Origin of the sequence: Legionella sp. W10-070 (genome assembly GCF_900640175.1) — a bacterium.
Lineage (GTDB): Bacteria > Pseudomonadota > Gammaproteobacteria > Legionellales > Legionellaceae > Tatlockia.
In genome coordinates this window covers 59,409-84,116 of record NZ_CAAAJC010000001.1, presented here as the reverse complement: position 1 = coordinate 84,116, position 24,708 = coordinate 59,409, and the positions used below count along the sequence as shown (strand labels likewise).

Genomic DNA, 24,708 nt, shown 5'->3' with positions numbered 1-24,708 from the left:
AGTAGCTTAAACGTTATGGCAATAGAATGGGCAGAAAAATAGAGACCACAGAAGAAGCATTACAAAACCCAAAAGCTTTGGAACAACCTAAACATACTGATGAAAGATTTATGAGGTCTGAAGAAAAGACATTCTACCTTCGTCAGCACTCCATGTCGGGTGGTTTTTTTATTTTGTTTTCCGCTCTCATGAGAAACATTAAAACAGTGCTGGGAGTTGATACCCGCTTTGAATCTTTAATTAAAAGCCAAACGCTGAAATTTTCCTGAAGACCCTAATGAATACAAAGCTTAAGTGGTTTAAGGTCCAACTTTATGGAACATGTGAGAGAGTTCTCTGCTTCAAACCGGCACCAAAAAGGGCGGTTTGTAATCGAAATCGCTATTTAGTAAATCATTCAAGCATAAATATTTAGGGCAATTCCATGAAATACAAAATTCAAAGCACTCCAGCATTAGATTATATGAATCAAGCTGATTATTGCGATTGTCAAGATATCAAATTGGAAACCCCAATGTTCAGTGAAAAAGCTAAATTGGTCTATGCTTCCAAGGCAACTTCACATACAATCCGTTCAAAACAAGATTTAGAATCACTTTCATTTCTTCATAATAACTCACCTGGAATGATGCTTATTAAAATAGGAGGCGGCATCTTCCATTATTTTATAATTCAAAAAGAATACATAAATAATCAGAGTTTTTTTCGTATATTTCAAGCCTACGATCAAGGATACACTCTTCAAGACTGGCTTAATAATGAAAGAGAGTGGAACACTCCAGCAAAAAAACAGTTTGGCAATGGCCAATGGTTAGACTCAGAGAAAATAAAAGATTTTATCCAAAACATGGAAAGAATTATTTCCGATAAGGATTCAGAAGCTTATTTTCAGAACTTTGGTGTAAGAGAAGCGATTGAGAGCGATGTTTTTATAGTTGCAAGTACATTTGCGAAGCATGCCTACTCCAAGGAATCAATTTCTATGGAAGTTATTCAAGAGCAGAATCAGTCAGTAGCTACAATTACCCCTCTTGGCATGAATACCAACATATATGATGAAAATGATCATTTAGCCCAAGATCTTGGTTTGATTGATAATGTAAATTCACTTGAGCATACGTTTGCCAGATATGCTGAGGAAGCATGGGAAGGTATGAAAAATTATCTTACAAGGAAAGGAAGATTTGACAAAGGCGGTGCACTTATCCCCTATGAGCCGTTAAATTTTGATCGGACTTCAAACGCTACTTTAAACAAGTATTTTGAATGGGGTCAATTAGGAATGGTTTTGAGAGAAGGGCAGAGTGCTTCGGATGCTATCTTAACAATTTTGAGCGAAGAAGTAGATTTAGAAGATTGTCAATGGGCCAATGATCTATATACTTATTACGCTGTTCTTAAAATAATTGGCCATGAAAAATTTGACCGCTTGTTTGCAACCAAGAATGATGAGGAAGCGCTTTTGGGTGCATTGCGATTTGGATTTAGCGAGTCGGGTCACGCCTCTGAAGCAAATTTTTTCTATTACCGCAACCCTGAATTAATCCGTTCAGGCAGCAGCATCGCTTTTTTCTCCGGAAAAAATCTTCATCATTACTCAAGCGCACATGCGATTTTAATTGAAGATGAGAAGGGAACGTTAAGATGTTTAGCCTTTGATTTGAATTTCAAGCCAGATTATAGGGATTTCGCCAATCATCTGAAACGAGCAGCGCTGCTGGAAAGTGATCGCACCAAGTATGGCCAGATGTCTGAGGATGAGCTGAATCAGCTTATTTTAAAGGAACAGCGTGATATAAATACACGTGCTTATCATGCAAAAGAAGAAAATCGAATATTTGATGTCAATTTTATGGCTTTATTGCTTAAGACGGATATTAAAGATTTCCCCCGAATCAAGCGCAATATTAATGGTTATTGGACTAAATGGCGCAGTACTCAACAATTGAGAGAAGAGCCTGTTCAGTTTACCCAACTTCCCACTTCCCCATCTGAAGCAAATCCAGAATATGAGCCTGAATTTGTTCACGGATATTCACGTGATGGAAAGGAATATGCCGATATAAAAAACGAAGTGATAGACCTTTTTAAGAACCATTTGAATAAAGACCCTTCTTATATTTCACTTTCAAGGATCGACATAAGTGCCGAGAAATTTAATATATTGAAAAAATTCCAAAACTTTCTCAGTGAGGACGGTATCGAGTTGGTTTCTTACCACCATAATGGTATCGATTCTTACGTGCTTTACTTAAGTGCGCACAAGAAAAAATTACAACCATGGGTTAAATCAATTGAAGAAACAATTGAAACAATTGAAACACAATTGCATACAAAAATAGTAGAAGAGGCTCGTATTCAAGGGGAACAAAAAAATAGTTTATTTAGTGAGTTAAGAGAAAAATCAAAAGATAGTAATACCCCTATACTAGAGTGGACGGAGTTATTACAAAAAACTTTATCAAGTTTATATTATGCAGATTTTGGTGAATTTGATGAACTGTACGAAATAAGCCTCTCTTTTATGAAATCGAAAGGCTTAGAGCCAGCTTCATTTAAAACGAGGAATTACCGTCATTTAGGTGATTTCAAGAAAGCATTAACCGAATATGTAAATAATACAGTAACTACGAAAAAAGAGGACAATCGGGAAACGATTCCTTCTAATCAAGAGAGTACAAGCCAAGGAATTACAACAGGAAAAGAAAAAATCAATACACCACTTGATATCGGTATCGATGTATCTGGAACGAATATCAATGACCAAAAACCAATACTTGGTGACACTTTTAAAACTCAATCAATGGATGAAGTTCGGGGTAATGAGTTAAAAGTCGCTTCATCTACAGATAAAAAGGTATTATTCATTGGTTATGACGGTACTTTAACACACATTAGCGACATGGGAGGAAGAACAGCGGGAGACAGTAACACAATTCTGAGATCTAAAACCCAGGCATTCTTAAGAAAATGTATTCAGGAAGGAATTCAAATCGTTATTGTAAGCAAAAGTGACAAAGCCACCATCGAAAGAGACCTGCAAACAAAGCAAGAGCATTATGAACATGATGTACTCACCAAACATGAATTAAAAAAAATTGCCATTTATGACAATAACAAAATCGAAAGTTTTAGTAATACCGGGGATAAAGGGCCGTTAATTCAATATTTACTTACAAATCATCAAAGTCCTTATTATCATACGAAAACAGCTTATTTTTTGGATGATGATAGATGTCAATTAGATAATGTCAAACAGTTTGTTGCCAATGCTGGCGAAATTATAACCGAAAACAACAGAATAAAAGAATGGACAAATCAGTATGTCCCCAACCTCTACTTCCCTCATACACAATTAAATAGTAAACATGAGGTCAATGCTGGTTTTGAGCGCATTTTTTCAGAAAGTATACGTGTTACAGAAGCTTTGGAAAAAAGCAAAACTGGAATAACCTTTGAAACCCAACTTGGGATATGTCTTAAAAATAAACTACACGCCTATCTGCTTATCAGACAAAAACAAAAAAACAGCGAATCTTCCTTCATTAATTTTTTTAGAAATATAGGCCGTTTTTCATATAATGATAAAGTGTCTGCTGCAGAGAAATTGCTAAATTATTTAAACGGAGATAAAACTCAACTATTTGAAGATAAAGATATAGAGGCCCTTCAGGAAGGACGTTTGAGTGGAATTGTAAATTCAATGAAAAATTGGATGGTAGCTTTACCATCTCAATTTGAAGAATACGAAACCCGTTGTAGGCAAAATTGGATAGCGACCAAAAATTTACTGAGATAGGGCTTATGGGACTATATATGCCCAATTCAAAGTTAGTTGAAGGCTTTTTGATATTAACCCGAGGAAAAATACCGAAAAACCTTGTGTGCGAAGTTAAGCATTATAATAATTTGATTGCGATCTACGATAAGATGAACACTTTCCTTAAGAAGAACTTTAAAATACCAGGTCGGGCAATCATTGCTTTATGTAGCTTAATCTAACGGGAATTCCATTGGTGAAAAATAGAAAGAATTGTTTAATTGCATTATTGTTGTTATTTATATTCACTACGACAGGTTTTGCACAGAAACGAGAAATAGCGCTCACTATTGATGACTTGCCTTTCGTTGGAGAAGGGAAGAATTTTCATTTAAATATGATCATTGACGCTTTGAAAGCAAATGAAATTCCAGCAACGGGGTTTGTTATTGCCGGACAAGTAGGGACAGATAATTGGCAGGTGCTGCGCAAGTTCCATGAGGCAGGTTTTGGATTGGGGAATCATACTTATTCCCATCTGAACTTAAATAAAGTAACTGGCGAGGATTACATTCAGGAAATAGAAGTGGCCGACAAAATTCTTTTGCCTGTCCTGACTGAGCCTAAATACTTTCGTTACCCCTATCTTGCGATGGGCCAGGGGAATAAAAAAGATAAAATAATGCATTATCTTTCAGCAAAAAATTATCAGGTTGCACCGATTACCATAGACAGCAGGGATTTTGTATTTAACCAGCTGCTACTTTCTGTAGCAGAAAAAGAAAGAAGGGATTTTCTAAATGTGCTTAAGCCTTGCTATATTAATTTTATCTGGCAGCAGACCTTAAAGGCGGAAGAACATAATCGGCGTGCACATAAGCCTAATCAGGGGCAGATTCTATTAATTCATGCCAATCTGTTAAATGCTTATATGTTGCCGGATATCATCAATCTTTACCGGCAAAACGGGTATACTTTTGTCAGTTTGGCAGACGCTTTAAACACTTCTGATGAAAGCTCAACGACGTTAGCAAAAAAGCGCAGACATAAAAGCGATTCTATCATCAAGAATTTTTTTGCATGGGATTAGAGGCTGTGTACCTATCTTTATTATCCACTTTTTCGCTTGTCAAAAATTAATCGAAGATAGAGATTCTTAATGTTGCTTCAGGTGATTTCTTTCGCAATCATAATTTCATGTACTACACTAATAAAAAGCTATTTTGATAAGGAAAATCATGAGTGAGCTATTGAATCTGCTGGCTGTCATCGTTGTCTTCGGTGTGGCTATGTGGTTGATTAATGTGTTAATCCCTATGCCCTATGCGATTAAAACTCTGCTGAATCTAGTAGTCCTGGTTATTTTGATTATCTATGTCCTGCAGTTTTTTGGACTTATCCATACGGTATTACCACCTATAAGGCTTTTTCGTTAGCCTGGTATCTGGTAAATAATAAACGTAGATACTGTCTTTAAATGCAAGAAAAATTTTCATTAAAAGGCAGTATCTACGTTTACTATCGAAGCTCGAGATATGTACAATAATGCAGGCTTCACTGTGGGATTTCGACATAAAAAATTTGTTCTGAATTAAATCGTTCGGTGCTCAAGGTGTTTTTAAAGTTATTTCCAGAAGTTAAAAAAGCAATAAAATCTAGAATTTCATTCTTTTGTAAATAAAGAAAGGCATGCGGGTAATTATTGCCATAATAAAGCGCCAGAAGAAAGGGTAATAAATAAGGCGCTTTCCAGTTTTCAATGCTTGCCAGCAAGCATTGGCACAAGATTTAGGTGAAGCGGCGTAAAAGATTCCGGGAATGCCATAAGTCTGATTAGTATCAATAAACCCAAGTCTTGCAATTGTAATTGTCAAATTACCTCCGGCAGCCTGCTGTAAACCTTGCAAATAAACTTCAATCGCTGCTTTGCTGCTGCCATAGAGACTGTTTTTAGCCCGTCCGCGGCAAGCGGCAACAGAGCTTAAAAAAATCAGTCGATGCTTTGCTTGTGGCTTTTGCAGATAAGCATTAATGAGTTGTACGGTACTGAGAATATTTGTATCAACCAGCTCTTCTATGGCATTGGTAGTTAATTCACTATTTTGATAGATGACACTATGAGCGATAAACAGATCCACCTCATGTGGATTTTGTACTAAAAAGGATAAAAGTGCAGTCCAATCGGTTGTAAAATCCACAGGTAGAAAATCGCAATCCACATGGTGGCGAAGGCGAATATCAGCGGCGATTATCTCAAGCTGTTGAATATTGCGACCGACAAGTACCACATGAGCACCTGCCTGGGCAGCCAGATGAGAAAATTCCTCTGCGATGATCGAAGTCGCCCCCAGAATGAACCAGGTTCTTTTAGTCATGAATCAATCCTAATCGTCTTCCCAGATCAGAGCGTAAAGGGCTTTGATAATCAGTTAATAATTGAGTAAATTGAACATGGTAAGGGTATTGGCGGGTAAATTGTCTGGCGGTAAGCAGGAGATCCTTGGCTAAATAGATTTTCCCGCCTTTATTGGTAATTAATTCATTCATTGCAGAAATGGCATCCCTTGCTTGTTGATTATTAACAAAATCAATTGCCAAGGTAAAACCTGGCTGAGTAAATGACAATAGGCCATAGCCAGATTGGGTAAAATATTTCAATACAGCCAGGGTTGGGGTGGCTCGGGCGCGATGGATTAGTGAGAGTAACTGTTCAATGGTGGCAAGCGCATCCGTCTGGTTAAACAGGGCTTGAAACTGCAGCAGTCCCTTTTTTCCGTATAGCCGATTCCAGTGACGTATGGAATCAAGCGGATTATTAAAACATTGAAGAGACGTGACCTGCTCTTTATTGTCCGAGTTATGGAACTTATAGCGATTGAACCATCGCATATTCCAGCCATTGACAAGGCGAAAAGGTAAGTTTGGAACAGTGAAACGATAGCATGATTTAGCGCGGGTTGGGGCGTCAACATGGTTGGCTAGCGACAGTAAGGCACGAGGCTTATTTAACAAATCCAGCCAGGCCACCTGATAATCATATTGAAGCCCATGAGTTTGCATTCGTTCTAGTAAGGATTCCAGGTTAACGTGTTTTTCGCTGTGACCGGAAACAAAATGCGATGCCCGGCGCATGCTGATAGCGACTTGCTTAATAATACCTGTTAAGCCAAGACCTGCAATGGTAGCGTAGAATAATTCGCTGTTTTCTTTGGGGCTGCAATGTAAGGATTGTTCTCCTAATTGCAGCTCTATCCATTGAACATGTTGCCCAAAACTGCCTTCCCGGTGGTTATTTTTGCCATGAACATCATTGGCAATACCACCTGCTACTGTTGCGCGTAAAGTGCCTGGTATCACCGGCGGAATATGATGTGGGCTTACCAAAAAGAGTTCGGCAAAAGTGACGCCCCCCTGGCAAACCAGGACGCCAGTTGATTCATCAAATGACAAAAAATGATTTAAACGACTGGTATCAATAATTACACCCTGATCGTTAACACAGCAATCCCCATAGCTTGAGCCATTGCCTCGAGCCAATAACCCCCGCATTTTTGATTTGGAAAAGCTAAAAGTGCTTCTAAGTTGATTTTCGTTATCGGGGCGAAGACAAGTCGAACGGGTTTCTATTGCCTTACTGAAATTTGAAAAAGTTCTCTTTATTCCAAGCATTGACTAATATCCATGATTTGTAGGGGGCTATTTCCTGGCTGAGGCTCTATGAAGAGCATGGTTATCGTGCTCAAGACACGATAAATTCGAGGCACTAAAATCCTGAATCAGAGGGGTGATGTACCATCTTAACCTGAAACGGAGTGGGATAAGCATTATACTTATCATTTGCTCCGATTCTTACTCTATTGGGAGATAAATTATAAGATAATTATTGCAGAAAATTTAAATACTGCAAATGCCCTTAAAACTTATCGTTACCCATGATAGTCTTTTGTCAGCAACGAAGAAAAATCCTGTCAAATAATTGACTATGGACAGACAAATATGACAAATTAATATATCCTATTGATAAATTAAATATTTCTAACTGGCACGCCATTTGCTTAAGTTGTTTTTTCAGTTTAGCTGAGAAATAGCCGTTTAGAGAACTTACAGGAAAGTTATGGCTGAAAAAGAAGTTTTATCGCAAGAAGAAATTGATGCATTACTTAATACAGTTGAGGAAGAGCCTCCACAGGAGCCAGTAAATCCAGATCCATTAGAAGAACAATTCAAACGTTCTGAAGATGATGTGCAAGTGCTCAATTTTTCAAGTCAGGAAAGGGTTGTTCGTGGTGAATTGCCAGTACTTGACAAAATTCATGATAGAGCCACCCGTTTTTTTGCCAATGATATCTACCAGCTTATGGCGCGAGACTTACAGATTAAACAGGAAGCCCTGGCGGTTTTTAAGCACAGGGAGTTCATGAGCAGCCTGCCAAACCCGACATTAATGACTATCCGTCGATTTAAGCCATTGCGTGGAAAAGCGTTGGTTTTATTTGACAGTACTTTTGTATATGACCTGGTAGATTACTATTTTGGGGGCAGTTCACAGTTTCTTGCCAAACAAAGCAGAACAGATTTTACTGCTACAGAGCTTCGGGTTATGGAAATCATTACCGGAAAGCTGGTCCGCAACATCGAACAGGCCTGGGCGCCTATTATTAAACTGGATGTTATTAAGGTTGGAGATGAAACTAACCCCCAGCTGGTTCATATAGGTGAACCAAATGAGCTGCTGCTGGTGAGTCGTTTTAACGTTGATTTTGGTAAAGAATCAGGTACTTTTTCTTTTGTTATCCCCTATTCTATGGTTGAACCTATCAAACAGCAGTTGGAGCTGGGTGCAGCAAGGCCAGATGACGAAATCGACCCGAATTGGGTGATGTCTTTAAAAGAGGAATTGATGGATGTGGAATTGACAGTCAGTTCTTCTATGGCGCAGGCACAGAGCACATTAGGCAAGATTATGGAGTGGCAGGTTGGTGATTTTATTCCTGTGGAAATGAATGAAGTGGTTACCCTGGATATTGAAGGAACACCTGGTTTTACCGCAACCATAGGCAGTAATAATGATAAAAGAGCGGTAAAAATAATAAAAAAAATAAGTTATAGGGGAAATTAATGAGTGAGAAAAAAAAATCAGAATCGGCGAGTAACACGCCTGAAGCTGCTTCCACTACAAAACAGGCTGCTACTCCGCAAGATACTGCCCTTGAAGAGACTCTCTTACCGGATACTGACGTAGATAAAATGGAATTAATTCTGGATATTCCTGTTGCTATTACCGTGGAAATCGGCCGTACAAAAATGACCATTCGCAATCTTTTACAACTTAATCAGGGCGGTATTGTTGCACTTGATCGTCTGGCAGGAGAGCCTTTGGATGTACTGGTTAACGACACATTAGTGGCGCATGGGGAAGTTGTCGTTGTTAATGACAAGTTTGGTGTCCGGTTGACTGATATTGTTAGTAAAGCAGAAAGGATTAAGCGTTTACGATGAGGCTTGGATTTTATTTATTTTTCGGTTTGTTTCCTCTAACCACCTGGGCTGACCTTGCCACCAAAAATTCTTCTTCCTTAAGTCATGAAGAATTGCTCCGTGTTATAGGTGGTTTATTACTTGTCATTGCCCTTATTATTTTTTTGTCATGGCTATTAAGACGGTTAAATGGTATTGGCCTTGGCATGTCAGCCGGGTTTAAAGTAATTTCAACGATGAGCTTGGGAACTAAAGAAAAACTGATGATCGTAAATGCCGGTAACCGTTTTTTACTGATAGGCGTTACTCCAAATGCAATTAATACCTTGTATGATTTTGGCGAAGAGTTACCAGCAGACTTTTCACAGCCCGATGCAAAAGCCTCATTTGCACAAATTTTGAAAAAAGCCATCAGGAAGTCTTAACGAATGAAAAAAGGTTTACTTTTCGCCTGGGCTGTATTGTTGTTTTTACTACCCTGGGCTGTAGAAGCAGCAACAACCTCATTGCCAGCGGTTACAGTCTCATCAATGCCTAATGGCGGGCAAGCGTATAGCGTTAATTTACAAATCCTTATTTTTATGACGCTATTAAGTGTATTGCCAGGATTGTTAATGGCAATGACCGCTTTTACACGGATCATTATTGTGCTATCCATTTTACGTCAGGCAATTGGCATGGCACAGACTCCTACCAATCAAATACTTATCGGTGTTGCCCTTTTCCTGACATTTTTTGTCATGTCGCCGGTTTTCAATCAGATAAATCAGCAGGCACTTCAACCTTATCTGGCTGATCAAATCGATTTTCCCCAGGCAATGCAAAAGGCTCAACAGCCTTTACGCAATTTCATGCTTAATCAGACGCGTAAAAACGACTTATATCTTTTTGAAAAATTCAGTGATAAAACCTATTCCACATTGAATGATGTCCCTATGGTGGTCTTGATTCCGGCGTTTATTACCAGTGAGTTGAAAACAGCGTTTCAGATTGGTTTTATTTTATTCCTGCCCTTTTTAATTATTGATTTGATAGTAGCCAGTGTCCTTATGGCGATGGGGATGATGATGCTATCCCCACTGATCATTTCTTTGCCATTTAAAATTATGTTGTTCGTGATGGTTGATGGTTGGACTTTAGTGTTGGGATCACTTGCTTCCAGTTTTGCGACCTAGGAGAAATAATGACACCGGAAATAGTAGTCTCAGTATTTAGAGAGGGCGTCTATGTGATGATTCTCATGCTTACTGTATTGATTGTCCCTGGGCTTATCGTGGGTTTACTGGTTGCTATGTTTCAGGCTGCAACTCAAATTAACGAAATGAGTTTGAGTTTTATCCCTAAACTGTTTATTACATTTTTAGTGTTAGCGCTTGCCGGGCCGTGGTTGTTAAAAACCATCATGAATTATACCGATTCGTTAATCAGTAATATTCCTTATTTAATAGGTTAGGTATGGACATTGATTATCAGGATCTGATTAGACTCTTCAGTAAATTAATCTGGCCACTGCCTCGGATAAGTGGTTTGTTTCTCACCATGCCACTTATATCCTCAGTGCTCCTTTCAGCAAGAATACGCGTGGTGTTTGCTATGTCATTGGCGTTTCTCTTTTCATGGACAATCCCTGATAGCCTTTCTTTATTAAATTTTAATGGTCAGTATCTGGTTGTTGTTGTTTATGAGTTGCTGCTCGGAATTTTGATGGGGTTTGTTACTCAATTAGCGTTCCAGGTTTTTATCCTTGGGGGTCAGATTATTGCTATGCAGGCAGGGCTTGGTTTTGCTGTTATGGTTGATCCGGCAAGCAAAGCGAGTGTTCCTTTGGTCAGTCAGTTCTATTTAATGATGGTTAGTTTAATATTCCTTTCTTTAAATGGCCACCTTGCTATTTTGGAGGCATTATTAGGCAGTTTTCGTGTAATGCCAGTAGGAAATGCCGATATTGGTCTTACTGCATTAGGCTCGGTTCTTAATTTCTCTGGATGGATGTTTAAGGAAGCTGTTCTGGTGGCTTTGCCTGCTATTTTATCGTTGCTGATTGTCAATCTGGCATTCGGTGTAATGACCCGGGTTGCTCCACAGTTGAATATTTTTTCGATTGGATTTCCTATTACGCTTTTAATGGGGATGGTAATAATACGCATCAGTTTACCAGGCGTATCGTCACAGATTAAGGACAGTCTGGATCAGGCGATGCTTCTTGTTCGGGGGCTTTTACATTAATGGCTGAAGAAGAACAATCACAGGAAAAAACCGAACAGCCTTCGCCCAAGCGTCTTAAAGAGGCGAGGGAAAAAGGACAGGTTGGCCGCTCAAAAGATTTTAACGCCACCCTGATTTTAGTATTTTCTGGTGCTGGTATTTTTCTCTTTGGACATTACATGGCACAACAACTGATGCAAATGATGCGTCAGGCATTTGACTTTAATAGCGCTACATTAAGAACGACAGTTTTTTTAATAGAACGATTCTATTCTTTGATCCAGGCCGGTTTTTTTGCCGTCTTGCCTCTTTTGTTGATGATATTGGTGCTTTCTATAGGTGCCCCATTAATAATAGGAGGATGGGTTTTTAGTACAGAATCCTTACAACCCAAGTTTAGCCGTTTAAGCTTATTGAAGGGACTGAAGCGAATGGTTTCGCTTAAGGGCCTTGTCGAAATGTCTAAAGCGCTGGCCAAATTTCTGCTGGTTGCTGCGATTGCTGTGGCCGTTTTACGATGGCAGATTTCTTCATTGCTCGCTTTGGCTGATTTTTCTCTGGCACATGCAATAAACCGCGGTTTGGGAATAGTTGTCCAGTCCTTCTTATTTATCAGTGCCAGCCTTATCCTCATTGCTGCTGTGGATGTGCCGTTTCAACGTCATGAGCATAACAAGCAATTGAAAATGACCAAGCAGGAGCTGAAGGATGAGTATAAGGAAACAGAAGGTAAGCCAGAGGTGAAGAGTCATATTCGCCGTACTCAACAGGAAATGGCCAGAAAAAGGATGATGACTGAGGTGCCCAAGGCGGACGTGGTGCTTACTAACCCGACTCACTATGCTGTGGCGCTTAGCTATAAGCAGCATGGTAACCGGGCTCCGGTGGTTATTGCTAAAGGCAAAGATCTGGTGGCATTACAAATTAATCGAGTGGCAATGGCCAATAAGGTTCCGCTGTTAACTGCTCCTTCCTTAACGCGTGCGATTTACTTCTCAACCCAGTTGAACGCCGAAATTCCTCGAGGGTTGTATGTCGCTGTTGCCCAGGTCCTGGCTTATATTTTTCATCTTCAAGATAAACAGAACTATGATAAGAACCCTGATTTTGTACAAGATTTGCCTATACCCAATGAATTAAGGCGTGATGCTGAGGAGAGCATGTGATGAATGCAATATTACAAACGATTCGCCAGTGGATGCAACAGGGGTTGGGAACCCCTCTCATGCTAATCATCATGTTGAGTATGATGATGCTTCCCTTGCCTGCTTTTTTTCTGGACATGTTGTTTACCTTTAACATTGCTTTGTCATTGATGGTTTTACTGGCAGTAATTTATAGTGATCGCCCTCTTGATTTTGCGGTATTTCCAACGGTTATCTTAATAGCAACCTTGCTCCGGTTAGCGCTTAATGTGGCTTCTACCAGGATTGTTTTATTAAATGGACATACTGGAACTGATGCTGCAGGACAGGTCATTAAATCATTTGGGGAGGTAGTCATTGGCGGTAATTACGCGGTAGGTTTGGTCGTTTTCATTATTCTGGTGGTAATTAACTTTGTGGTTGTTACTAAAGGAGCAGGGCGTGTTTCAGAAGTCAGTGCCCGCTTTACGCTGGATTCCCTGCCTGGAAAGCAAATGGCTATTGATGCTGATCTTAATGCCGGCTTAATCACTCAGCAGCAAGCGATTGATCGTCGTGCGGAAGTCGCTCAAGAAGCTGATTTTTATGGTTCTATGGATGGTGCCAGTAAGTTCGTTCGTGGAGATGCGATTGCCGGTATTATAATTTTGCTGATTAACATCATTGGTGGTCTTGCGATTGGTATGATGCAACATGATATGAGCTTTGCTGATGCCCTGCATAACTATATTTTACTAACTATTGGGGATGGGCTTGTAGCGCAGGTTCCCTCGCTTGTTTTATCGACTGCGGCTGCCATCATAGTGACAAGAGTATCAAAATCGCAGGATATGGGTAATGCGGTGGTTACCCAGGTGTTTGGCAATCCACGATCGTTAATTATAGCTGCTTCAATCATAGGCATCATTGGTCTGATTCCTGGTATGCCTCATGTTGCGTTTTTGATTTTGGCGGTAGGATTGGGGGGCATTGCCTATCTTCTGATCAGGCAATATAAGTTGAAGGACAAGATAGAAAAAGCCGTTGATCCTGACGTTAATAGCAATACCGGATTATTATCCGAGTTATCCTGGGATGATGTAAATCCTGTTGATGTGATTGGTCTTGAAGTGGGTTACCGATTGATACCCTTGGTCGATAATTCACAGGGTGGATTATTATTGTCCCGTATCAAAGGTGTTCGTAAGAAAATGTCCCAGGAACTTGGGTTTCTTATACCGACTGTGCATATACGAGATAACCTTGATCTGCAACCCAATCATTATCGTATTAGCCTTGCGGGGGTTGTCATGGCTGAAGCAGCGATTTTCAATGATAAGTGGCTGGCAATCAATCCCGGACAGGTGTTTGGTGAACTGGAGGGGCATTCTGCCAAGGATCCTGCTTTTGGCCTGGACGCAGTCTGGATCCATGAAAATCAAAAAGAGATGGCGCATACCTATGGCTATACGGTGGTTGATGCCTCTACCGTGATTGCAACGCATCTCAGTCAAATTCTTGAACAGAATAGTCATCAACTGTTGGGTTATGAGGAGACTCAGCAACTACTGGATAAACTGGCAGGCGCTTCGCCAAAACTGGTGAAGGAGCTCGTTCCAGATGCGTTATCGCTGGGGGCAGTGAACAAGGTGCTCCAGGGGTTGCTTGTCGAGCGTATTCCTTTATCGGATATCAGGACTATTGTTGAGACTTTGGCGGAGGCTGCACCTAAGTCTAAAGACACTGATTACCTAATCAGCCAGGTTAGGATCGCCTTGTCTCGTCTAATAACTCAAAGGATCAGTGGCTTAAACGAGGAATTGCCAATTATTACCTTAAAGCCTGAGTTGGAACAATTATTGCAAAACACAATTCAGAATAATGGCGGACATGGGGTCAGCTTTGAGCCGGGAATGGCAGATAAAATACAACAGTCGCTAACCAATTTTGCGACAGAACAACAAGCCAAACAAGAACTGGCTGTATTGGTGGTGCAACCCGGGATAAGAGCAGTTCTGGCACGATTTGTGCGTAATATTTCAAGTAATTTACATGTTTTATCTTATCAGGAAATTCCTGATAACAAACAAATACGAATTATCGGTACAGTTGGTTAACAGGATGGAGGCTTGATGAAATTAAAACGCTTTGTTGCTCCAGATACTCGCAGTGCAATGCAACAAATTAAAGCGGCTTTTGGTCCAGATGCGGTAATTTTATCCAGTAGTCGGGTAGATAACGGGGTGGAAATAGTAGCTGCGGTTGATTTTGATGAGACAGTACTTACTGCTTCTGCAGCGATAGCCAGCGCAGAGCCAGCCAGCCAGGTGGTAAATAACCAGTCTTTTTCACCGCTGGACGACATGCGTCAGGAAATTCAGACACTGCGTGGAATGCTGGAGAGTCAGATACGTGGTTATCCTGTTACTGGTAAGCAACCTCTACACACGTTATTAATGCAAAAATTGCTTGCAACAGGCGTCAGTCAGGCGACCGCGTCCAGCCTGGTTTCTCCTGTTAACCCTGGCCTTAATCAACATCATGCCTGGCAACAGGTGTTAGGTCATTTTTCTGACACCCTGCCTATTCGTAATTTGCAGCCTATAGAAGAAGGCGGGGTATATGCTTTTGTTGGCCCTACTGGCGTGGGGAAAACGACGACACTTGCGAAACTTGCGGCACGTTTTGCATTGCGTTTCGGGGCAGAGAATTTGGGTTTGGTCACCATGGATACCTACCGGATTGCTGCCCATGAGCAATTAATGCTCTATGGTAAAATTTTAGGCGTCCGGGTGTGCATTGCCCAGGATGATGTATCATTGACAAGGGTGATGCGGCAACTTAATGATAAAAAACTAATTCTTATCGATACTGCAGGAATGAATCCCGCAGATAATCGGGTGGCAATGCAAATGGATTTAATAAGCTCGCGCCTTCACTCTATATCGACAATTCTGGTTCTACAGGCAACCAGTCACTATCATGTTTTGATTAATGCAATCAAACGCTACGGGCTTGATCGGATTGAGCAGTGCATTATTACCAAATTAGATGAAGCACTAGCACTTGGCGGAGTGCTGAGTGCGCTTGCTGAAACAGGGCTTGAAGCAAGCTACCTGACTCATGGGCAGCGAGTTCCTGAAGACATTAAAATGGCGACTCGTCACCAATTGATAGAGCAGTTTACCAGCCAGGAAAAGTCTATAAACAGCTGTGAAAGCAACCACTACCCGGAGGTTGCAGGGGGTGTATATGTGGAAGACTAAGAAGAGTGACGAGCCAGATGATCAGGCTGCAGGACTTCGTAATCTGTCCCGTTCAAAACCAGTGCAGGTAATTGCCATAACTGCTGGAAAAGGGGGAGTGGGGAAAAGTAATATTTCTGTAAATCTGGCGATAGGATTGGCAAGAAAAAATAAAAAAGTTCTATTGCTCGATGCTGATCTGGGTTTGGCAAATGTTGATATTATGTTGGGGTTGCATGCCAAGTATAACCTTTCCCATGTTGTTCAGGGGATCTGCCCACTGAGTGAAATTATACTTCAGGGGCCTGGTGGTGTCAGTATTATACCGGCATCTTCAGGTACTGAATATATGTCACAACTTAGTCCTTCAGAGCATGCCGGCATTATTGACTCTTTTAATGAGCTTACTGATGATGTTGACTATATGATTATAGATACGGCAGCCGGTATTTCCGATACGGTATTAAGTTTTGCCCGCTCTTCTCAGGAATTGATTGTCATTGTTTGTGACGAACCAACCTCCTTGACGGATGCTTATGCTTTCATCAAAGTGATGGCCAAGCGTTATGATTGGAGTCATTTTCACATATTGGCCAATATGGTACGTAATATTAAAGATGGGCGGGAACTTTTTAATAAACTATACCGCGTCACGGAACATTTCCTGGACGTGAGTCTGGATTATATTGGCGCAATCCCATTTGATGAGCGAGTACATGAAGCAGTAAAGAAACAAAAACCTGTATTGCTGGCCCATCCAGAATCAAATGCTGCAAAATCGTTCTTACACCTGGTTGAAAGAGTAGAGGATTGGCCACCAAAATGTGCTTTGGGCGGCAATACCAGTTTTTTTCTTGAGCGTTTGGTAGCAGGGGAACACTAATAATTAACAAATGGCAGGTTGTGTGTAACCAGGCATAAGTTAACTTGTAAGTAAGGAATATGGCACATTCAATGGGCTTGATATCTTGAGGCTTGATATCCCGGGTTGTATTCGCTATGCGATGAAATTGTATAAACCAGAGCATAGTTTGGATAAGGCTAAAGATTAAGGAGAGATCGTGGATGCTTTGGCTGCATACGGCAAAGTAAATGAGCAAACCCAGGAAATGCTAATCAGAAACCATGCGCTAATGGTAAAGCGCATAGCCCATCATTTGCTGGGGAGACTACCTAGCTCTGTGCAACTTGATGATTTGATACAGGCTGGTATGTTAGGGTTATTAGAGGCAGTAAGGCATTATGATGCTACGAAAGGGGCCTCATTTGAAACGTACGCAGGTATTCGTATTCGAGGGCATATGCTGGATGAGGTGCGCCGTAATGATTGGGTGCCCCGCTCGGTATACCGGAACGCCCGTATGATTTCTGAGGCTGTTAAAAAAGTGGAGAATCGTTTTGGACGTGATGCAAAAGATCAGGAGGTAGCCAAAGAACTTGACCTAAGTCTTGATGAATATCATGAAATGCTTAAAGATTCTGCAGGCAGTCAACTCTATGGATTTGATGATATAGGGGTAACAGATGATGTATTAAAGGTTGATACAGGCAATGAGTCAACAGAGCCCCATGCAAATGCCTTACGGGATGATATGGTGAATCAGCTTGCCCAGGTTATTGAAAGTTTGCCAGAAAGGGAGCGTCTAGTATTATCTTTGTATTATGAGCAGGATTTAAATTTAAAAGAAATTGGTGAAGTGCTAGGGGTAAGTGAATCAAGAGTATCGCAGATTCACAGTCAGGCGACTCTTCGCATTAAATCCAGATTACCGGAGTGATAATACCTATGGATGGCTTAACATTACTTGGTTTAATTACGGCTTTTTCGGCAGTGATAATAGGACAGATATTTGAAGGCGGAGAGATTCACTCCTTACTTAACCTGCCTGCACTACTTATTGTATTGGGTGGAACTGTCGGGGCAGTAATGATACAAACACCGTTTCGGACTTTCAAACATGCTTTTAGGGTACTGCCCTGGATCTTTCGACCTCCTTATCAACCTTTCGATAAAAGTCGTGAACAACTCATTGATTTGTCTCGAAGAGCACGGCAATTTGGGTTACTATCTCTAGAAGAGCATCTGGAACGGGAAAAACATCCGCTAATGCGACAAGGATTGGAATTATTAGTGGTTGGTATGGATAAACAAGCAATCAGGCAAGTATTGGAGGCAGAGGTTCAGCGTTCTGAGGATCAGGATTTACGTGCTGCTTATGTGTTTGAAAGTATGGGAGGATATAGTCCAACTATCGGTATCCTGGGAGCGGTTTTGGGTCTGATTCAGGTTATGCGTAATTTGGCTGATCCCAGTGAATTGGGGGCAGGAATTGCAGTAGCATTTGTGGCAACTATTTACGGAGTAGGATTCGCCAATCTAATGTTTTTACCGATAGCAAATAAAATTAAAAGCTGTATTGCCAACCAAATTCATCATGATGAGATGATTGTGGAAGGGTTAGTCTCCATGGCAAGTGGAGAAAGCCCCAATATGCTAAACTTGAAGTTAAATAATTACGGACAGCACCATAAGAATGCGCGGAAGAAAAAATAAAAATGATAGTCATGAAGATACGCATCGCTGGGTAGTCTCTTATGCAGATTTCATCACGTTGTTATTTGCATTCTTTGTTGTAATGTATGCTATCTCTTCGGTAAATGTCTCGAAGTACAAGTCGCTTGCCCAGGGAATGCATACTGCATTTGCCAGGAAGGATGATAAAAAACCGGTGGCTGAAATCTCCAGTCTTAAGACGCCTAACAGCCCTGCGGCCAGCCAGCAATCTAAAGATCCATTTAATGAATTGGTACAAGCATTAGCGAACCTTCAGGACGCCGACTATCGAATGTATCCACAAGACGGTTGGGTAGAGTTGGATATGAAAGCTGGAGGGCTGTTTGATAGCGGTAGTGCTGAGTTAAGGCCGGTTGCTCTTGTTAAGCTTATGAAAATAGCCGATGTTCTTAAACAACAGCCTTACCCTATTGCGTTGGAAGGATACACTGATAATATTCCAATTTATACTTCTCAATATCCCTCTAATTGGGAATTATCTTCAGCAAGAGCCGCTGCTGTCGCAAGGATTTTAACTGCCTTTGGGGTTGAGCAGACTCGCATTACGGTAACAGGCTTTGGAGAGCAATACCCGGTTGCAGAAAATGACACAAAAGAGGGACGAGCTAAAAATCGACGCGTTAATTTGATTATTGCCAAGGATAAATCAATACCGCGTTTGTTAAATCCGGCGCTTATGATAAAAAATGAAAATTTAATTCCTGATAACAAGCAAGCAGAGGAAGAATATTCTGTTAGGCCGCCTGAGATAGATACAATGGATACTGTTAACTCAAGCAGTAAGGACATACAATGATTATTGCTTTACTTATGGCATTACTCTGTTTGTTAATTTTTAGCATTATTCGCTATTATCGCTCGATTGAAGAGGTAAAACAGCAAATTCAGGCGATATCACAAGAAATCAAACAATTACATCGAAATCATACGGTTTTAGTGAATGCTGATTTGGCATTTGCCAAACAGATGACAGAGATTGACCGTCAACTTGTCAGCATGGATAATCAGATTCAAGCCTTGGAGAATAAGCGGGACAATGATGGCGGTTATCAACATGCATTGTGTATTCTTGAAATGGGTGGTGAAAAAGAGGAAATTATAAATAGTTGTCATTTATCTAATGCAGAAGCAGAGCTACTTATGAATCTACATGCCTATCGGACGGCTATAAAAGCACATCCCCTGAAACAGGATCGAGAGCTTTTACAAAATAGCCAGGAAGATAACGCAATCCAATAGGCGGGCTAGCTGGCTGATTTAAGTTTCAGACATCCGCTAAATTTCCTTTGGTTTCCAGCCAGATTTTGCGATCAGCGGCTCGTTTTTTGGCTAACATCATGTCCATTAGTGCAAAGGTAGCTTCTTCGTCCTCAAGCGTAAGTTGTATCAGGCGTCTGGTATCTGGATCCATCGTGGTTTCTCTTAATTGTATAGGATTCATCTCACCCAGCCCTTTAAAGCGTTGGACGTTTACTTTCGCCTTACTCGTTTGGTTCAATTGGCTCACAATGGTTTGTCTTTCTTCGTCATCCAATGCATAGTGAACGGCTTTTCCTGCATCGATACGATACAGTGGTGGCATGGCGACAAAAACATGGCCTGCCTGAACCAAGGGCTTGAAATGACGTAAAAATAATGCACATAAAAGGGTTGCAATGTGAGCGCCATCTGAATCGGCGTCAGCAAGAATACAAAGTTTACCATAGCGCAAACCGGAAAGATCGTCAGAGCCGGGATCCACACCAATAGCGACTGCAATGTCATGAATCTCTTGAGAAGCCAGGATTTCAGCTGACTCAACTTCCCATGAATTGAGGATTTTGCCGCGTAAAGGTAAGATGGCCTGGTAATCTTTATTGCGTGCCTGTTTAGCAGAGCCGCCTGCAGAATCCCCTTCAACCAGGAACAATTCCGCCTGACTCAGATCCTGTTGCAGACAATCAGCTAGTTTACCGGGTAATGCCGGACCTTGGCTAACCCGTTTTCGTGCAACCTGTTTGGCCTGGCGCAAGCGTTTTTGTGCCCGTTCAATAGCCAGACTAGCAATTATTTCACCCTGGCTACGATGGTGGTTAAGCCAGAGCGCAAAGGCATCCTTAACAATTGCGCTTACAAAATTTGCTATTTGCCTTGAACTTAGGCGCTCCTTGGTCTGTCCGGCAAACTGAGGTTCTTTCATTTTAACCGACAAGACATACTGGCAGGGCTCCCAGAGATCATCGGCGGTCAGTTTTACACCACGTGGCAGTAAGTTACGCAGCTCACAAAAAGCGCTCAACGCCTCATGGAGACCGCTGCGTAAGCCATTAACATGGGTACCGCCCTGGGCGGTAGGAATTAAATTGACATAACTTTCACTCAAACCGTTATTGACAGTTGTTGACCAGGCTAAGGCCCAATCAACTGTTGCTTCCTCATTGGCAAATTCGCCTGTGAAAGGTTCTTCGGGAAAATAATCAGAGGGTAATGATTGGCGCAGGTAGTCAGCTAAACCTTTTTCATAACACCAGCTTACTTGTTCATTCGTTAGCTTGTTAATGAAGGTCATAGACAATCCGGGGCAGAGTACCGCTTTGGCTCGCAGGACATGGGTTAGCTGCTTGATGGAGAATTTGGTGGTATCAAAATATTTGGCATTAGGCCAGAAGCGTATGATAGTGCCCGTATCTCGTTTTCTAGTTGTGCCAACTTCATGTAGCTCCTGCAACTTATCGCCGTTGGCAAATGCCATATTATAGATAACACCATTGCGCTTGATAGTAACGTTAACACGTTCGGAAAGGGCATTAACGACAGAAACACCTACACCGTGTAAACCGCCTGAGAAGCTGTAATTTTTATCGGAAAATTTACCCCCTGCATGGAGACGGGTCATGATAACTTCTACACCGCTTAACCCGAGATGGGGGTGAAGATCTACTGGCATACCTCGCCCATTGTCTTCAACTTCCACTGAGCCATCTTCATGTAAACTAACAATAATCTGGGTTGCAAATCCGGCAATAACTTCATCCACACTATTATCAATGACTTCCTGAGCCAGGTGATTGGGCCTGGTGGTATCGGTATACATTCCCGGGCGGCGTTGAACTGGTTCAAGGCCGGTCAATACTTCTATCGCTTCAGCGGTGTAGTTCTCGGACATGGGTGCTTATTACCTAATTTAAAATAAACATAGTTTAGCATGAAAAAAGGTTTTTCCAGGTTATTCAACCACAATATCAGGAAACTTGCCCATATAATTTAAGGGTTTTTTTGAAAGTTCAATAGCGGCACGCATCGCAGTGTTCATGAAAGATGCGGCTAATTTATCATGGTGAACTGCTGTTGGTTTCCCCTCATCGGATTGACTGCGGATCTGACTATCCAGGGGAAGTTGGCCAAGCAGATTTACCTGGAAGGATTCACTTAGTTTTTGACCACCTCCTGTACCGAAAATAGCTTCTTGATGGCCACATTGGCTACAAACATGCAAGGACATGTTTTCTACTACTCCCAGTAGGTCAATGTTGGTTTTTTCAAACATCCGGATTGCTTTTTGTGCATCTAACGTAGCCACGTTTTGAGGTGTGGTGACGACAATGGCTGATGTTAACGGGATTTTTTGCACCAGGCTAAGTTGAATATCTCCCGTCCCCGGAGGCAAGTCAATAAACAGGTAATCCAGCTCATCCCATAAGGTAATATCAAGCATTTGTAGCAGGGATTTGGCAAGCATTGGGCCTCGCCAGATCAATGCTTCATTACTGTCAGTGAGGTAGCCTATCGACATGGCTTGTATTCCATGTGCCGAGACAGGCAGGTAACGGTCGTTACTTATTTGAACGCCTGCTGTATCGCCCAGCATTAAGGGAATACTGGGACCATAGATATCAGCATCCAGAAGGCCTACTTTTGCGCCCGCACGTGCAAGCGCTGTTGCCAGGTTGACGGCAACGGTCGATTTCCCTACGCCGCCTTTACCAGATGCTACCGCAATGGTATTTTTTACACCGCGCAATCCTTTGCCAATCAGTTGGGTGCGATGGGCGTTGATAAAACATTCGAAGGAGATTTGAATACGGTGCTTTGGAAAAGCGTTTTGCATCGACGCTGCTAATAAAGGCAATAAGGATTGTTCCAGTGGTTTTGTCGGGAATCCGGCACTCAGTTTTATTTTAATCTCATTGTCTTTAAGGGTAATCTCTGGTTTTAAGCCCATCTCGGTTGCAGTCAACCCCTGGACTTTATCTTTAATACTGGATAACAATTTAGAGAGGCTGTCTTCTAGGTTCATATCAGTAAATCCACTTATTTAAAGCTGGATCATACCTTAGCTATCGTTGTTCTTAAACAACGAAGATGAATCTTCAGGCAACCTGATTCACAGATGGCTGTCAAGTTGCCTGACGTTCATAGGTGCGATTAAAGCTGCGGTTTCCTTGAAAGTTGTGGCCTGGATGGAGCGCCAGCGATCCGGAGGCAGAGCTTGATAATAAACCCATACCCCGATTTCGCTGGCGCCATTAATTAATACCAACCGCACTTTAAATCACACCCGACGTCAAGATATATGAGAAGAACTCAGGCTGCTTTCTTGGGAAGACTCTTTAATCTGTTTCATTGCTTCCTGCAGTGCAGGATTTTTAGAAATCAGTTCGCCGTCTTTATTAATCCAGCCTAATTCAGTGATCACCTGTCGGGTTCGTTGCCCACTCCCAGATAAAGCATGTCTCAAAATGGTTTCCAGATCAGCTGTTGCGTAGGAAATGTTTGAATACCTGAACCAACCCAGTTTGCCTTGTTTGTCATCTCTCAGCTTCTGTCCATAAGTTTCGCGAAATATTGCCAGAAGTGATTCATGGGGGGCGACAAAATGGTACTTCTGACTGTACTTATCATAAAATTTTTGCCCTAAAATCGCATGCATGTCGGCAGAAGGGTGCACATCATCCCAAAACAGGTAACCGTCTGCCGGGGAAGTCCCATTGGCCTTTATGTTAAAATCGTTTGATTCTGTGTAGGGTATGTGTTTTTTGGCAGGATCAAGTTGAAATTTTTCCGGGTGATTATAAGCTTCTGTGAAAATTGCATTAATATCAAACACGTCAATAGCACAATCCCTATAGGTTGCACTTAATTGCTCTATCCCTTTTTGTAGCTGCTGATTAAAGTACATGGCAACTTTATGGGCATTGTTTTGTTCTTCTTTCCCCTGTCTTTGGAAGCGGGGAGTCAATGATAAGTCAGGTAAGTTAAAGAGCGCGAAATGACGATAACCGCTTTTAATTAATTCCTCTACGTTGCGAAGCCTGGCCTGTACTGCCTTCTCAGCTTCTTCATTAGTAGGTTTGCTATTGACTGTAATCAGGTCATTGGCACCTGACCATTCGACTATCAGCGTCCGCTTTTTATGTTCTTCTGAAATGATTCGAGCATTGTCGTCTTCCAGGAGCAATTGGCGTTTTTTATCCAGGGTGGATAAAATCTCTTCTTCTGCAAGAAGCTTAGGGTTGGGAATTACTCTTTGGGAGTAATCATAAGCGGTCAACCCGCCCTCATTGTAATTTCTGACAAAATCCTGCCCCTTGAAGTTTACATGCCGGTTATTACCAAGATCAAAATTATTATAAAGAAGTCCTTCAACTTCTGGTGCGCTAGTAATGACATCGTCAGCGATATCGGTTGCGGTTTTCCCATGCCGTTTAAGTTCTCTGATAATAGCCTCATCGGCTACTTCATTACTGAAATTATCATCCCAGACATAACCATTGGTAAAACGTCCTTTAGGTGATTTACCTTTTAAACCGCTTAAGCCATCCATTGGAATTAGTCCAAATAACTTGCGATGATCCATGGTGCCTCTATCAGAAAGACTATCACCCATCGTAATAATGTGCTCAATTCGATCAGGCATGGCATTCCCCGGTTAACTTTTATTAGTGTATTATATGGCCAGATGATTAAGAAAAGATTAGGGTGTGTCCTCATTTGGTTTTACGAAGCGAAAATTGAGCTAATTTGTAGCCGGGAAACTAAATGAGGACAGACCCTAATAGATTAAGTTACGCTAAATCAGATTGAAGTGCAATTGGCAGTCACCCAAGCCGGTTTCTTCATAATAAGTTGGGTTAACCCAGAACAGGCGACGGTTTTAAAATGTGGCCTGTTAAAGGACTTACCCCAGGCCAGGAAAAAGGAGGGATGGCCTAGTTTTTTCTAATAAATGGTGGCCCTGTTTGGGGGAGAGGATCACTTCATCGGATGCCCATAGCAGTATGCTGGTATAGAGAATCATCAGTTTGATAGGACATCAGATGATAGCCTATTGGGTCACTGATT

General features: G+C 41.5%; 23 protein-coding genes. 18 read left to right on the top strand and 5 right to left on the bottom strand.

Annotated elements, in window-relative coordinates:
• Positions 1-26: 26 nt before the first annotated feature.
• From E1O65_RS00355 to E1O65_RS00340, 4 genes are all read left to right on the top strand, one after another.
• A complete protein-coding gene (locus E1O65_RS00355; protein ID WP_133131610.1) occupies positions 27-269 on the top strand; it encodes a hypothetical protein in 243 nt (80 codons plus the stop codon).
• A 155-nt stretch (positions 270-424) separates the two neighbouring features.
• Positions 425-3,799, top strand: coding sequence for a hypothetical protein (locus tag E1O65_RS00350; protein WP_133131609.1), 3,375 nt, complete (start codon positions 425-427; stop codon positions 3,797-3,799).
• A 241-nt stretch (positions 3,800-4,040) separates the two neighbouring features.
• Entirely contained in the window at positions 4,041-4,850 is an 810-nt protein-coding gene (locus E1O65_RS00345; protein WP_242601505.1) for a polysaccharide deacetylase family protein, read from the top strand.
• Positions 4,851-4,998: 148 nt separating this feature from the next.
• Complete coding sequence (locus E1O65_RS00340) at positions 4,999-5,196, top strand: Thivi_2564 family membrane protein (protein ID WP_133131607.1); 198 nt, start codon at positions 4,999-5,001, stop codon at positions 5,194-5,196.
• A 219-nt stretch (positions 5,197-5,415) separates the two neighbouring features.
• Here E1O65_RS00340 and E1O65_RS00335 read toward each other — a convergent pair whose 3' ends face one another.
• Both E1O65_RS00335 and E1O65_RS00330 read right to left on the bottom strand, forming a co-directional pair.
• Positions 5,416-6,135, bottom strand: a complete 720-nt coding sequence (locus E1O65_RS00335; RefSeq protein ID WP_133131606.1) for an SDR family NAD(P)-dependent oxidoreductase — start codon at positions 6,133-6,135, stop codon at positions 5,416-5,418.
• Positions 6,128-7,429: an FAD-binding oxidoreductase gene (locus E1O65_RS00330; protein ID WP_133131605.1), complete on the bottom strand. Its 1,302-nt coding sequence runs from the start codon at positions 7,427-7,429 to the stop codon at positions 6,128-6,130. The genes E1O65_RS00335 and E1O65_RS00330 overlap by 8 nt, the downstream gene beginning before the upstream one ends.
• Before the next feature lie 445 nt (positions 7,430-7,874).
• Here E1O65_RS00330 and fliM point away from each other — a divergent pair, with 445 nt between their 5' ends.
• The 14 genes from fliM (at position 7,875) to E1O65_RS00260 (ending at position 19,626) form a co-directional block, all read left to right on the top strand.
• Positions 7,875-8,879 (top strand): flagellar motor switch protein FliM, encoded by a 1,005-nt coding sequence (gene fliM, locus E1O65_RS00325; protein ID WP_133131604.1) that lies wholly within the window; start codon positions 7,875-7,877, stop codon positions 8,877-8,879.
• Positions 8,879-9,259, top strand: coding sequence for a flagellar motor switch protein FliN (fliN, locus tag E1O65_RS00320; protein WP_347400065.1), 381 nt, complete (start codon positions 8,879-8,881; stop codon positions 9,257-9,259). Before fliM ends, fliN begins: the two co-directional genes overlap by 1 nt.
• Positions 9,256-9,663 (top strand): flagellar biosynthetic protein FliO, encoded by a 408-nt coding sequence (gene fliO, locus E1O65_RS00315; RefSeq protein WP_133131603.1) that lies wholly within the window; start codon positions 9,256-9,258, stop codon positions 9,661-9,663. Before fliN ends, fliO begins: the two co-directional genes overlap by 4 nt.
• Before the next feature lie 3 nt (positions 9,664-9,666).
• Positions 9,667-10,413, top strand: a complete 747-nt coding sequence (gene fliP / locus E1O65_RS00310; protein ID WP_133131602.1) for a flagellar type III secretion system pore protein FliP — start codon at positions 9,667-9,669, stop codon at positions 10,411-10,413.
• An 8-nt stretch (positions 10,414-10,421) separates the two neighbouring features.
• Complete coding sequence (gene fliQ, locus E1O65_RS00305; protein ID WP_133131601.1) at positions 10,422-10,691, top strand: flagellar biosynthesis protein FliQ; 270 nt, start codon at positions 10,422-10,424, stop codon at positions 10,689-10,691.
• Between the two features lie 2 nt (positions 10,692-10,693).
• The gene (fliR, locus tag E1O65_RS00300; RefSeq protein ID WP_133131600.1) at positions 10,694-11,464 is read left to right on the top strand and encodes a flagellar biosynthetic protein FliR; all 771 of its coding nucleotides are present in this window, start codon (positions 10,694-10,696) and stop codon (positions 11,462-11,464) included.
• Positions 11,464-12,609, top strand: a complete 1,146-nt coding sequence (gene flhB / locus E1O65_RS00295; RefSeq protein ID WP_133131599.1) for a flagellar biosynthesis protein FlhB — start codon at positions 11,464-11,466, stop codon at positions 12,607-12,609. Before fliR ends, flhB begins: the two co-directional genes overlap by 1 nt.
• A complete protein-coding gene (gene flhA, locus E1O65_RS00290; protein ID WP_133131598.1) occupies positions 12,609-14,684 on the top strand; it encodes a flagellar biosynthesis protein FlhA in 2,076 nt (691 codons plus the stop codon). The genes flhB and flhA overlap by 1 nt, the downstream gene beginning before the upstream one ends.
• Positions 14,685-14,699: 15 nt before the next feature.
• Complete coding sequence (gene flhF, locus E1O65_RS00285) at positions 14,700-15,833, top strand: flagellar biosynthesis protein FlhF (RefSeq protein WP_133131597.1); 1,134 nt, start codon at positions 14,700-14,702, stop codon at positions 15,831-15,833.
• The gene (locus E1O65_RS00280; RefSeq protein ID WP_133131596.1) at positions 15,820-16,695 is read left to right on the top strand and encodes a MinD/ParA family protein; all 876 of its coding nucleotides are present in this window, start codon (positions 15,820-15,822) and stop codon (positions 16,693-16,695) included. The genes flhF and E1O65_RS00280 overlap by 14 nt, the downstream gene beginning before the upstream one ends.
• A 178-nt stretch (positions 16,696-16,873) precedes the next feature.
• Positions 16,874-17,590 (top strand): RNA polymerase sigma factor FliA, encoded by a 717-nt coding sequence (locus E1O65_RS00275; RefSeq protein WP_133131595.1) that lies wholly within the window; start codon positions 16,874-16,876, stop codon positions 17,588-17,590.
• A gap of 8 nt (positions 17,591-17,598) precedes the next feature.
• On the top strand, positions 17,599-18,366 hold the full coding sequence (locus E1O65_RS00270) for a flagellar motor protein (protein WP_133131594.1): 768 nt from the start codon (positions 17,599-17,601) through the stop codon (positions 18,364-18,366).
• Positions 18,347-19,183 (top strand): OmpA family protein, encoded by an 837-nt coding sequence (locus tag E1O65_RS00265; protein WP_133131593.1) that lies wholly within the window; start codon positions 18,347-18,349, stop codon positions 19,181-19,183. The genes E1O65_RS00270 and E1O65_RS00265 overlap by 20 nt, the downstream gene beginning before the upstream one ends.
• Positions 19,180-19,626, top strand: a complete 447-nt coding sequence (locus E1O65_RS00260; protein ID WP_133131592.1) for a DUF2802 domain-containing protein — start codon at positions 19,180-19,182, stop codon at positions 19,624-19,626. Before E1O65_RS00265 ends, E1O65_RS00260 begins: the two co-directional genes overlap by 4 nt.
• A gap of 25 nt (positions 19,627-19,651) precedes the next feature.
• On the opposite strand, the gene parE is transcribed toward E1O65_RS00260, so the two are convergent.
• From parE to E1O65_RS00245, 3 genes are all read right to left on the bottom strand, one after another.
• A complete protein-coding gene (gene parE / locus E1O65_RS00255; RefSeq protein WP_133131591.1) occupies positions 19,652-21,532 on the bottom strand; it encodes a DNA topoisomerase IV subunit B in 1,881 nt (626 codons plus the stop codon).
• A 60-nt stretch (positions 21,533-21,592) separates the two neighbouring features.
• On the bottom strand, positions 21,593-22,663 hold the full coding sequence (gene apbC, locus E1O65_RS00250; protein ID WP_133131590.1) for an iron-sulfur cluster carrier protein ApbC: 1,071 nt from the start codon (positions 22,661-22,663) through the stop codon (positions 21,593-21,595).
• A 267-nt stretch (positions 22,664-22,930) separates the two neighbouring features.
• Entirely contained in the window at positions 22,931-24,283 is a 1,353-nt protein-coding gene (locus E1O65_RS00245) for an SGNH/GDSL hydrolase family protein (RefSeq protein ID WP_133131589.1), read from the bottom strand.
• Between the last annotated feature and the right edge of the window lie 425 nt (positions 24,284-24,708).